Genomic DNA, 11276 nt, shown 5'->3' with positions numbered 1-11276 from the left:
CGGGTACGACGGTGGGCCGGGTCTGTCGACCCGGCCCACCGTCGTCGCTACCTCAGTACGTGCCGTCGAGCTGGCCGCGCAGCTTGGTCAGCGCGCGGGTCAACAGCCGGGAGACGTGCATCTGCGAGACACCGATCTGGTCGGCGATCTGCGACTGGGTCAGGTTGCCGTAGAAGCGCAGCGTGAGGATCTTCTGCTCGCGCTCGTCGAGGGTGGCCAGCGCCGGGCCGAGAGCGACCCGCAGCTCCGCCAGCTCGAACTCGTTGTCCTCGCCGCCGAGCATGTCACCCAGCTCGGTGGCGCGCTCGCCGTCACCGGTCGGGGTGGACAGCGACACCGCGTTGTAGGCGCGGGCGCCCTCCAGGCCCTCCAGGACCTCTTCCTCGGTGAGCTTGAGGTGGGCGGCGATGTCGGCGACCGTCGGCGAGCGGCCGAGGGTCTGCAGCAGCGAGCTGTTGGCGTCGGAGATGGCCAGCCGCAGCTCCTGGAGCCGGCGGGGCACCCGGATGTCCCAGGTGCGGTCCCGGAAGTGCCGCTTGAGCTCGCCGATGATGGTGGGGATCGCGTACCCGGCGAAGTCGACACCGCGGGACGGGTCGAACTTGTCGATGGCCTTGATCAGGCCGACCGCGGCGGTCTGGGCCAGGTCGTCGGTCGGCTCGCCGCGGCCGCTGTAGCGGTGGGCCAGGTGGTTGGCCAGCGGCAGCCAGGCCTCGATGGCGCGGTCCCGCAGTGCGGCGCGCGACGGGTGGTTGGCGGGCAGGGCCGCCATGGCGTTGAGCAGGTCGGCGGCGCTGTCGGTGAGCGCGCGGGGGTCAAGCTTGGTGCTGGCCTTCGCCGTGGTGCTCGGCTGCTCGGTGATCGTTGGCGCGGTCATGGGTGGTCCTCCCTGCACCTCGTCCGCGGACAAAAAGGTGTGACGCTTTGGTTTAGCTTTCAATGGGCCGTTCGGGACTCACCTTAGCCTGATCGTCTCCCCGAAATCTAGCCGAAAGGCTGATGCACTTAAGGCGTTTCCTGTAACAAAAGGTACAAATAGGGCGCGGTTTGGGGGAGTTGTGATCACACTTACCCATCCGGGGCCCCGCTCAGCCGCTCGGCCCGGCCCGCCCCGGCCGGATGGAGCCACCGCATCAGTCGTGTGGTCAACATGGAATCCGACAGGTGAACAGAAGTGTCGACTATCCGTCGTTGTCCCGCCGGTGGGACCGGCCGTAGCGTCGCGTGTACACACCCGGTTCGGAGGCACCGTGCTCGATCCAGCCGCTCCCCAGCTCGTCGTGAACAGTCGCACGCTCTACTTCAGCTGGATCCCGGCCGACCCGGACGCCGTCGCCGCACTGGTCCCACCGGGCCTGTGCCCGCGCCCCGACCACCAGGTGTTCCTCAACCAGTACATCGTCGAGGACGAGACGCAGACCTCCGGCTTCGGCGCGTACTCGCTCACCTATCTCGGCGTCTCGCTCCTCGGCGTCGACGCGCCCGGTGGGCTCAACCCGGGCGGCTGGTGGACCACCTACGTGGCCTCCAGCACCGTGGTCCGTGAGTACGCGGCCGCCCGCGGCGCCCCGGTGTTGACCGGCCGGACCCGGATCGAGGTGCGCGGCGAGGCCCTGCTCTCCGAGACGGACATCGACGGGACGACGTTGATCCGGGCACGGTGCCGGGTGGGGGAGACCGGCCACGCGATCAGCAGCGGTCACCACCGCTACTTCACCCGCCGCGACGGCCAGCTCCTCAGCTCGGTCTACCCCTTCGTCGCCGAACCGGTGGCCCCGTTCGAGATCGAGTCGGTGGAGTTCCTCCAGCCGGGGCATCCGATCTACGCGCTCCGCCCGGCCAACCCGCTGACCATCGGCTTCGGCTACTACTCGCCGCGCTCCTCATTCGCCTACCCCGGTGGGTTGAGCGTGCATCCGGTCGCCGCCGCGGCGGAGCCGCTCCGGTCGACTCACCAGGTGCCGGCCAGCCTCGCCCGCAGCGGCCTGCCGTCCGGGTCGTAGACCAGCCGGTACACCGGCAGCGCCCAGGCACGGGTGTACCACGGCAGCCGCTCGGGGCGGTGCGGGCGCAGCCGGCCGGGCGGTCGCTCACCCACCTGGCCGTCGTCGTACCAGCGTTGCAGCGCGTCGGCGGCGGCCGTGACAGCCGCGACGGCGTCCGCCGGGTCGAGCAGGTCGGCGTCGTCCGCGCCGTCCGGATCCCGGTCGAGGTGCTCACGCCAGAGCCGTAGTCGCAGGTCCCGGGCGAAGGCCCGCGCGCCGTCGCCCTGGCCCGCCGGGTCGGTGGGCGCCCGCTCGTCGCGGGTGTCGTCGAGCACCGCGCAGGACAACTCGCTGTCGTGCGTCCAGGACCGGCGGTTGAAGTTGTCGCTGCCGACGCTGGCCCAGACGTCGTCCACCACGCACACCTTGGCGTGCACGTAGACCGGATCGCCGGCGTGGTTCTCCACGTCGAACACGTGCACCCGGTCCGGTGCGGCCCGTTCGCACAGCGACAGCGCCTGCTCGCGGCCGACCATGTTCGGTGGCAGCGCGAACCTGCCGTCCACGTCCGGGTGTCGGGGCACCACGGCGATCAGGTGCAGCTCCGGGTTGTCCCGCAGCGCGTGCGCGAACAGGTCCGCCACCTCGGCCGACCACAGGTACTGGTCCTCCAGGTAGATGAGTCGGCGGGCGCGACGTACCGCCTTGGTGTAACCCCGGGCCACGGTCCGCTCGCCGTCGGGCGCGAACGAGTAACGCGGGCGGACGGCGGGGTAGGTGCGCAGCACCTGGATCTGGTGGGGACCACATTCGGGCGGGTCGGCGGGTTGCTCGGGCAGCGGATCCGGCCGCAGGTCCGCGCCGCGCAACCGGTCCCGTAGGTAGGCCACCGGGTTTTCCGAGTCCAGTGGCATCGGGTCGGTCCAGCGTTCGCGGAACAGCGTGTCCAGCGCGCCGACGATCGGGCCCCGCACCGCGAGCTGGACGTCGTGCCAGGGCGGGTTGGTGCCGTACCGGGGGGACATCTGGACCGGCTGCGGATCACCGTGGTGAGCGGCGTCGTCGCGCCGGCTGTGGCACAGGTCGATTCCGCCGGCGAACGCGACGTCCCGTTCGGGTGCGTCCAGGTGCCGCAGCACCACGAGCTTCTGGTGGTGCGAGCCGCCACGGCGGACCCGCTGGTCGAGCAGCACCTCGCCACCGGCCGCGGAGATCGTCTCGCTGAGGTCGCGGTTTTCCGCCTCGCTGTAGGCGAGGACGTCGAGGTGCGAGCGCCAGATCAGTCCCTTGACCACCACGCCGCGCTGGGCGGCCTGGGCGAAGAGTTGGGCCACGGTCGGGCCGTCGGGACGCAGCCGCTCGTCCGGGTCACCGCGCCAGTCGGTGAAGAACAGGTGGTCGCCAGGCCCCAGTGCCTCCACCTCGTCGACCAGCCGGTCGAAGTAGGCGGCACCGTGAATCAGCGGCTCAGCGAGGTTTCCCCTGGTCCAGACGGGTAACCCAGACACCGGGTTGGCGCGTTCCTGCGCGGTGAGGAACCAGTCCTGCGACGGCAACGTCCAGCCCCCCTGGAGGTCGGCAACGTCCTCACGGTAGGACCCCCGACGCGGGTCCGCACGCCAGCCCGGCAGACCGGTGACCTGGCCAACGCCATCGCAGCGACGCGACAACAGCCGAGGAGGCCACACCATGCCCCGCGACACAACGAACCCCGTGACCGAGTACCGCGAGCCGGCGGTGGAGAGCGAACGGGGTGCGCTGGTAGCGGTGTTGGTGATGGTGATTCTTGGTGTGGCTGGGATTTTTGCGGTCTCCTGAGGTTTGCGCCGGCGCACCCGTGGTGAACCGGGGGCGCCGGCGCCGACCTCAGTGCCGACGAAGGGTCAGGGCCGGGCGCCCTGGCCGCCGGTGTGCGGCAGCCGCTCGGTGGGGATCACGCCGAGTCGACCGGCCTTGAAGTCGTCGAACGCCTGGAGCAGTTCGTCGCGGGTGTTCATCACGAACGGGCCGTACTGCGCCACCGGCTCCCGGATCGGCTTGCCACCCATGATGTAGAGATCCAGCGCCGGGGTGTTGCTGTCCTGCGCGGTGTCCGCGCCGAAGCGCAGCGCGTCGCCCGGGCCGTGCACCGCGAGCTGGCCGGTGCGGACCGGCCGCCGCTCGGTGCCGACCGTGCCGCGACCGCCGAGCACGTACACCAGGGCGTTGAAGTCGGGCTGCCAGGGCAGGTCGACCTGCGCCCCGGGCTGCACCGTGACGTGGGTGATGGTGATCGGCGTGAAGGTCGACCCCGGGCCGCGGTGCCCGGCGATCTCACCGGCGATGACGCGGATCAGCGCGCCGCCGTCGGGCGTGGTGAGCAGCGCCGACTGCCGGCCCCGGATGTCCTGGTAGCGGGGCGGGTTCATCTTGGCCGAGCGGGGCAGGTTGACCCAGAGCTGGGTGCCGTGGAAGAGCCCACCGCTCATCACCAGGTGCTCCGGCGGCGCCTCGATGTGCAGCAGGCCGCTGCCCGCCGTCATCCACTGCGTGTCGCCGTCGGTGATGGTGCCGCCACCGCCGTTGGAGTCCTGGTGGTCGAAGATGCCGTCGATGATGTACGTGACGGTCTCGAAGCCGCGGTGCGGGTGCCACGGGGTGCCCTTGGGCTCGCCCGGCGCGTAGTCCACCTCGCCCATCTGGTCGAGGTGGATGAACGGGTCCAGGTCGGTGGTCGACACCCCGGCGAAGGCGCGACGGACCGGGAAGCCCTCACCCTCGAAGCCGCTGGGCGCGGTGGTCACCGTGCGGACCTTGCGGAATGCGGTGCTCTCGCCGAGGTGGGGCAGGCGCGGCAGGACAACGACGTTGTCGACGGTGATCGCGGGCATCGGAGGCTCCTTAACGGGTGGCGTGGGTGGACGAGGCGGTCCGGGCCGCGCGCAGGCGGCGGCCGAGCCGGTCGAAGACCCGGGTGAGGCAGGCGACCTCGGCGTCGTCGAGGTCGTCCATGAGGTGGGCGCGAACCGACGCCAGGTGGTGCGGTGCGGCTTCGGACAGGGCGAGCAGCCCGGCGGCGGTGAGCACCGCCTCGCTGCCGCGTCGGTCGTCCGGGCAGGGTTCCTTGCTGACCAGGCCGCGGCGCTGCATGGAGGAGATCTGGTACGTCAGTCGGCTGGGCGAGAAAATCAGCCGGTTGGCCAACTCGCCCATCCGCAGCCGTTGCCCCGGTGCCTCGGAGAGCAGGACCAGCACGTGGTAGTCGGCGAAGGTCAGCTCGCTGTCGGCGCGCAGATCCTCTTCCAACTGGGTGTAGAGACGCTGGCTGGCCTCGATGTAGGCGCGCCAGGCGGCCTCTCGGGTGCGGTCCAGGCTCTCAGTCATGACCACGACGATAGCACTTGTTCAAAATTTAACTACTGCTGTTGAGCGTTGCCTGGGTCACGTTCGGGCCGCCGAGCCGCCGGTTTCTGCAAACTTGAAGGAAGTGGATGCAAAATCAGCGGTGCGACGGCGGCGCGATGTGCCAGACTCCGGCCTCGTGGAACACCTGGAGCTCACCACCGCCGACCTGCTGCTGCGCCCCTGGCGAGACGAGGACGCGCCGGCGGTGCGCGAAGCCCTGCTCGATCCGGCCATCGCCCAGTGGAACCCGCAGGGTGGCGGCCCGATCGACGATCAGGCCGCGCTTCTCTGGGTCCGCCGCCGGGCCGACTGGTCCGCCGGTGACCACGTCTCCCTGGCGGTGGCCTCGGCGGCCGACGGGAAGCTGCTGGGCTCGGTGTCGCTGCACAGCATCCACCACGGCGACGCGTCCATCGGTTATTGGACGGCGCCGGCGGCGCGCGGGCGGCAGGTGGCGGTGCGGGCCGTCGTCCGGCTCACCGACTGGGCGTTCAGCGACCTGCGGTTGCACCGGTTGGAGCTGTGTCACGCGGTGGCCAACCCGGCGTCCTGCCGGGTCGCCGAGCGCGCCGGCTACCCCGCCGAGGGCACGCTGCGCGAGTCGTACCGCTACGGTGACGGCCGCCGCTACGACGAGCACCTGCACGCCCGTCTGTCGACCGACAGGTAGTCGGGGTCCGCACACGTTTCGGCCCGGTCGCGCCGAGCCGTCACTCGGTGACCTTGCGGAGGAAGGTCGCGAGGGCGGTCTGGACGCGCTCGATCCGCTCCGGCAGGGGCAGTGGCTCGGGCGCGGGAGGCCCGGCGTGCTTCTTCCCGCGCAGATACAGCGAACAGGCCAGGTCCGAGCACAGGTACGTGCCCACGGAGTCACCCTGCCGTCCGCTCGGACCGGCCTTGGGGGCGGTCATCAGCGAGACGCCGCCGCCGAGGTGCGTGGTCAGGCAGAACGAGCACATGCTGTGCCGCACGCGCCCCATCTGGTGCTTCGCGGCCCGCAGCACCACCCCGGCCAGCTTGCCGTCGGTCTCGGCGACCAGATAGGCCCGCTGCGGAGCGGAGGGGTCCCGCCAGCCGAGGAAGTCGAGGTCGTCCCAGGGACGCATCGCAAGATCGTTGGGTACGGTGAGCCGCTTCGCCTCGCCCCGGCTGCAGTTGACGAAGGACGCGCGGATGGCGGATTCGGTCAGGACTAACATAGGTAGTAGCCTAGCTCTCCTAGGCAAGCGAATATTATGGCTAGGTTGGGAGAGTGCTGCATGCCACGTGCCGGGGTGACCGTCGAACGGCTGACGCTGGCCGGGGCCGAGCTGGCCGACGAGGTGGGCGTGGACAACGTGACAGTCGCCGCGCTCGCCCGCCGTTTCGGGGTGAAGGACGCGAGCCTGTACTTCCACCTCAGGAACGCACAGGACCTGCGGGTCCGCATCGCCCTGCTGGCGCTGGCGGAACTGGCCGACCGGGTGGGCGCCGCGCTCGCCGGCCGCGCCGGCAAGGACGCGCTGGTGGCCTTCGCCAACGCCTACCGGGACTACGCGACACAGCATCCGGGCCGGTACGCCGCCATGCAGATCGACCTGGACCCGGAGACCGCCGCGGCGAGCGCGGGCGTCCGACACGCCGAGATGACCCGGGCGATCCTGCGTGGCTACCGGCTCGCCGAGCCCGACCAGACCGACGCCGTCCGGATGATGCACAGCACGTTCCACGGGTTCGTCAGCCTGGAGCGCACCGGCGGCTTCCGGCACACCCCGCGGGCGACGGACGACTCGTGGTCGCGCACCCTGGACGCCCTCGACGCGGTTCTGAGCAACTGGCCGTCGCGCTGAGCTGCCCCACCGCGACGGCCTAGGCTCGGACACGTGGATCAACTGGAACTGGCCGACTGGCGCGAGCGGGTGGCCCGGCTGTACCTGTCCGACGCCGACCTGACCGGGTTCCGGGCCGGCCGCGACGACCTGTTCGCCACCCACCCGCAGAGCCCGATCCCGGCGGCGGAACGGCCGGGCTTCGCCGGGGTGCGCTACTTCCCGCCCAACCCGGAGGCCGTGGTCGAGGCACCCCTACGGTCGGCCAGCGGCGAGCTGCGGATCGACACCGGAGGCCCGGACGGAGTGGTCGCGTACCGGCGGGTGGCGGTGGCCGAGACGCCGTGGGGGCCGCTGACCCTGTGGTGGATCGAGGCGTACGGCGGCGGGCTGTTCGTGCCGCTGCGCGACGGCACCTGCGGGCGGGAGACCTACGGGGGAGGCCGCTACCTCACCGACACGGTGAAGGGCACCTTCGGTCGAGGCGTCGAGCTGCTGCCCGGCGACCGGGTCCGACTGGATGCCAACTACCTCTACAACCCCAGCTGCGCGTACGACGACCGCTGGGCGTGCCCCCTGGCGCCGCCGGAGAACCGGGTCGAGGTCGAGATCCGCGCCGGCGAGCTGGCGTACCACGACTGAACGGCCGCCCGCCCCGGATGGTGCCGGGACGGGCGGCCGGTCGATCGTCGCTCAGCGGTTGGCGGCCCCGCCGGGCATCTGCATCCGACCCATCAGCTGTCGGGCCTGGTCGGCGAGCTGCGCGTCGACGGTCACCGCGTACTGGCCGGCGCGTAGCGAGCTGGCCGAGGTGAAGTCCCGCTGCCCGCCCGTCATCGCGTGCGCGACCGCACCGAACACGGCACCCCAGATCGCGCCGATGACCAGCCCGACCAGGATCACCGCCAGCCAGTTGCCGACGGTGAAGATGCCGAACAGCAGGCCGATGAAGAGTCCGAACCAGGCGCCGGTGCCGGCGCCGAGCAGTGCGGCTCGACCGGTGGTCATCCGCCCGAGCACCGTCTCCACCAGGGTGAGGTTGGTGCCGACGATGGCGGTGTGCTCCACCGGAAAGCGATTGTCGGCCAGATAGTCGACGACCCGCTGTGCAGCCGGATAGTCCGGGTACGAGCCGATCGTCACGGTCGGCGCGCCGGTCTCCGGCCCGTGGCCGTCACCACCCGGTGTCGACAGGCGGCCGGCCGGCCCGGTTGGAAGCAGGTCGTCATCCTGTGTGCCGGGCCGCCACGCGGCGGTCGGCCCCGAAGCTGACGTCATGAGCATCCTCCCTCGTCAGCCCTCCGGGTTCCCGCCCGTGCCGAGCGGTAACGCCGGCCAGCACGCGGAGTGCCGTCCCCGGCTCGGAGGAATGGGGGCGGGCGGCCCGGGTAGCCAGGCGGGTGGAGAACGGACAGATCAGCGACTACGGGTTTCTCGCCGACGGACGCAGCGCGGCGCTGGTGGACTCCCTGGGCTCGGTTAACTGGTGGTGCCCGGGGCGGTTCGACGCCCCGTCGGTGTTCGGCCGGCTGCTCGACGAGGGCGCTGGACACTGGTCGATCCGGCCGGAGGCCGATTTCACAGTCGAACGTTGCTACCTCGACAACACCCTCGTGCTGCGGACCGTCTTCCGCACCGCGCAGGGGGACGTCGCGCTCACCGACGCGCTCGCCTTCGAGCCCGGCAGCCGTGGTCACGACATCGGGATGCGCTCCCCGCAGGTGCTGGTCCGCAGCGTGCAGGGGCTCACCGGCGCGGTGCCAATGCGGGTGCACTACCGGCCGCGCTTCGAGTACGGGCGCACCATCGCGTACCTGGTCGAGCGCGCGGACATGCTCGAAGCCATCGCCGGGGCCGCGCGGCTCACCTTCCGCAGCAGCGTGCGGTTGACGTGCGGCGAGGACGGCGATGCCACGGCGACGTTCACCGTCCGCGCCGGCGCGACCCACAACTTCACCCTCGGGTACGCCCCGACCTACGACGCCCCCCTGCCGGAGGTGCCGGACGCCGACCAGACGATCGCCGACACCGTCGCCGGTTGGCAGTCCTGGGCCGACGAGCACCACTACGAGGGCCTCTACGCCGAGGAGGTGCGGCGCAGCGGGCTGGTTATACAGGGCATGACGTACCGGCCCAGTGGCGCCGTGGTGGCCTCGGTGACCACCTCGCTGCCGGAGGAGCTCGGCGGAGACCGCAACTACGACTACCGCTACGTCTGGGTGCGCGACTTCAGCCACACCCTGCGGGCACTGTGGCGGTCGGCGTGCTTCGACGAGGTGCGGCGACAGTTCGCCTGGTTGGGGCGGGCCATGGGCCGGATCGACGACCAGCCGGTACCCATCATGTACGGGGTGCTGGGGGAGCGGGACCTCACCGAACACCGGCTCGACCAACTCGGCGGATACCGCCACAGCCCGCCGGTGGTGACCGGTAACGACGCGTGGCGGCAGCGGCAGAACGACATCTACGGCGCGGCCATGGACGCCGCCTGGCTGATGCGGGACCAGTTGGAGCCGTTCGACCCGGAGGTCTACCACTTGCTCCGGGTGCTCGCCGACCAGGCCGAGCAGGACTGGAGACAGCCCGACGCGGGGATGTGGGAGGAGCGAGGCGTCCAACACCACCACGTGTCCTCGAAGGTGGAGTGCTGGGTCGCCCTGGACCGGGCGGTCCGCTTCGGCGACCAGCTCGGCGAGCCGCAGGACCTGGCCCGCTGGACGGCGGCCCGGGACGAGGTGCGCGCGGCGATCCTCACGCGGGGGTGGAGCGACCGGCTCCAGTCGTACACCGGGATCTTCGACTCCGACGAGCTGGACGCGTCCGTGCTGGTGATGCCGCTGGTGGGTTTCCTGCGGGCCGACGACCCGCGGATGCGCGCGACGGTCCGCGCGGTGGAACGGGGGCTGTCGCACGACGGCCTGCTGCGGCGCTGGGACGGTGACCCGGCGGGCTTCGTCATCTGTTCGTTCTGGCTGGTGAGTTGCCTGGCGTTGGCCGGCGAGCGGGACCGGGCGCACGAGTTGTTTCGCGATCTGGCTGGTCGGGTCAACGACCTGGGCCTGTTCGCCGAGCAGATCAATCAACAGACCGGGGAGCAGTTGGGCAACTTCCCGCAGGCGTTCTCGCACATCGGCCTGATCAATGCCGCCGGAGTGCTCACCGACGTCGAGCGGAACCCGACGTTGCGCGAGTGCGGGATGCCCCCGGCGTACTTCACCCCGACGGGTCGTTAGCCGGGCGGGTCGTCGGGGCACGCGGGAGAATGGCCGGATGCGGTTGGTGCTCACGGCGGACACCCACGTACCGAAGCGGGCCCGGGACCTGCCCGACCCGCTCTGGGCGGCGATCGAGGCCGCGGACGTGGTGGTGCACGCCGGTGACTGGGTGGACGCGGCGCTGCTCGACGCGATGACCGCGCGGTCGCGCCGGCTGGTCGGGGTGTACGGCAACAACGACGGGCCGGTGCTGCGCGCCCGGCTGCCGGAGGTGGCCCGGGTCGACCTCGACGGCCTGTGCGTCGCCGTGGTGCACGAGACCGGGCCACGCACCGGTCGGGAGAAGCGGTGTGCGGCCCGGTTTCCCGATGTCGACGTGCTGGTCTTCGGGCACTCGCACATCCCCTGGGACACCGAGGCGCCCGGTGGTCTGCGCCTGCTCAACCCCGGCTCGCCCACCGACCGGCGTTCCCAACCCCACGCCACCTACCTCACCGCCGAGGTACACGGGGGCAGCCTGACCGAGGTGCGCCTGCACGCCCTGCCCCGTCCCTGACCGCCCCCGCAACCCGGGGTTACTGGCCTCGGCCGGTCTTGGCCTGGAGCTCGTCGATGCGCTTGGAGGCCTCGGCCTTGGTCAGGTCGTCCGGGAGATCCGCGTGGGCCTCCCGAGCCAGCGTGCCCAGGTAGGACTCCTGGGCGGCGGTCGGCGGCTCGTCACCGGTGACCCACTCGTCCGGGTCCTTGATCGCGGCGTTCTGGTCGGCCTGCTCGGTGCGGCGGTCCGTCATCACTCATCACCCTTTCTTTCGAACAGTTGTGCCAGTACCCAGGTCATCGGTGGTTCATGCCCGAACACCGCCACCTACGATCATCGAATGAGC

At 71.1% G+C, this 11276-nt stretch carries 13 protein-coding genes; 6 read left to right on the top strand and 7 right to left on the bottom strand.

Annotated elements, in window-relative coordinates:
• Nucleotides 1-52: 52 nt before the first annotated feature.
• The gene (locus tag AB0O48_RS10920) at nt 53-877 is read right to left on the bottom strand and encodes a SigB/SigF/SigG family RNA polymerase sigma factor (protein WP_357245517.1); all 825 of its coding nucleotides are present in this window, start codon (nt 875-877) and stop codon (nt 53-55) included.
• 373 nt (nt 878-1250) lie between these two features.
• On the opposite strand from AB0O48_RS10920, the gene AB0O48_RS10915 reads away from it, so the two are divergent.
• A complete protein-coding gene (locus tag AB0O48_RS10915; RefSeq protein ID WP_365064733.1) occupies nt 1251-2003 on the top strand; it encodes a hypothetical protein in 753 nt (250 codons plus the stop codon).
• On the opposite strand, the gene AB0O48_RS10910 is transcribed toward AB0O48_RS10915, so the two are convergent.
• The 3 genes from AB0O48_RS10910 to AB0O48_RS10900 all read right to left on the bottom strand — a co-directional run bounded on the left by AB0O48_RS10910 (nt 1952) and on the right by AB0O48_RS10900 (nt 5348).
• Nucleotides 1952-3541: a phospholipase D-like domain-containing protein gene (locus AB0O48_RS10910; protein WP_365064730.1), complete on the bottom strand. Its 1590-nt coding sequence runs from the start codon at nt 3539-3541 to the stop codon at nt 1952-1954. The two genes, AB0O48_RS10915 and AB0O48_RS10910, sit on opposite strands and share 52 nt — an antisense overlap.
• Before the next feature lie 327 nt (nt 3542-3868).
• On the bottom strand, nt 3869-4855 hold the full coding sequence (locus AB0O48_RS10905; RefSeq protein ID WP_357245510.1) for a pirin family protein: 987 nt from the start codon (nt 4853-4855) through the stop codon (nt 3869-3871).
• A 10-nt stretch (nt 4856-4865) separates the two neighbouring features.
• The gene (locus AB0O48_RS10900; protein WP_365064727.1) at nt 4866-5348 is read right to left on the bottom strand and encodes a MarR family transcriptional regulator; all 483 of its coding nucleotides are present in this window, start codon (nt 5346-5348) and stop codon (nt 4866-4868) included.
• Between the two features lie 157 nt (nt 5349-5505).
• Between AB0O48_RS10900 and AB0O48_RS10895 the strand changes: the two genes are divergently transcribed.
• On the top strand, nt 5506-6039 hold the full coding sequence (locus AB0O48_RS10895) for a GNAT family N-acetyltransferase (RefSeq protein ID WP_357245504.1): 534 nt from the start codon (nt 5506-5508) through the stop codon (nt 6037-6039).
• Between the two features lie 40 nt (nt 6040-6079).
• Here the strand turns inward: AB0O48_RS10895 and AB0O48_RS10890 are convergent, their stop codons facing one another.
• Nucleotides 6080-6568: an FBP domain-containing protein gene (locus tag AB0O48_RS10890; protein WP_357245501.1), complete on the bottom strand. Its 489-nt coding sequence runs from the start codon at nt 6566-6568 to the stop codon at nt 6080-6082.
• 60 nt (nt 6569-6628) lie between these two features.
• Here AB0O48_RS10890 and AB0O48_RS10885 point away from each other — a divergent pair, with 60 nt between their 5' ends.
• Both AB0O48_RS10885 and AB0O48_RS10880 read left to right on the top strand, forming a co-directional pair.
• Complete coding sequence (locus AB0O48_RS10885) at nt 6629-7198, top strand: TetR/AcrR family transcriptional regulator (protein ID WP_365064722.1); 570 nt, start codon at nt 6629-6631, stop codon at nt 7196-7198.
• 33 nt (nt 7199-7231) lie between these two features.
• Entirely contained in the window at nt 7232-7819 is a 588-nt protein-coding gene (locus tag AB0O48_RS10880) for a DUF1684 domain-containing protein (RefSeq protein WP_365064719.1), read from the top strand.
• 51 nt (nt 7820-7870) lie between these two features.
• Here the strand turns inward: AB0O48_RS10880 and AB0O48_RS10875 are convergent, their stop codons facing one another.
• Nucleotides 7871-8455 (bottom strand): general stress protein, encoded by a 585-nt coding sequence (locus tag AB0O48_RS10875; RefSeq protein WP_357245493.1) that lies wholly within the window; start codon nt 8453-8455, stop codon nt 7871-7873.
• 122 nt (nt 8456-8577) lie between these two features.
• On the opposite strand from AB0O48_RS10875, the gene AB0O48_RS10870 reads away from it, so the two are divergent.
• Nucleotides 8578-10410 (top strand): glycoside hydrolase family 15 protein, encoded by a 1833-nt coding sequence (locus AB0O48_RS10870; RefSeq protein ID WP_357245490.1) that lies wholly within the window; start codon nt 8578-8580, stop codon nt 10408-10410.
• Nucleotides 10411-10447: 37 nt separating this feature from the next.
• Nucleotides 10448-10948, top strand: coding sequence for a YfcE family phosphodiesterase (locus AB0O48_RS10865; RefSeq protein WP_357569908.1), 501 nt, complete (start codon nt 10448-10450; stop codon nt 10946-10948).
• Between the two features lie 19 nt (nt 10949-10967).
• On the opposite strand, the gene AB0O48_RS10860 is transcribed toward AB0O48_RS10865, so the two are convergent.
• Entirely contained in the window at nt 10968-11183 is a 216-nt protein-coding gene (locus AB0O48_RS10860; protein WP_357245484.1) for a DUF3072 domain-containing protein, read from the bottom strand.
• Nucleotides 11184-11276 lie beyond the last annotated feature (93 nt).

This window comes from Micromonospora sp. NPDC085948 (assembly GCF_040686315.1).
Classification (GTDB): domain Bacteria; phylum Actinomycetota; class Actinomycetes; order Mycobacteriales; family Micromonosporaceae; genus Micromonospora.
The sequence above is the reverse complement of the archived record's forward strand: the minus strand, read 5'-3'. Positions and strand labels throughout refer to the sequence as shown.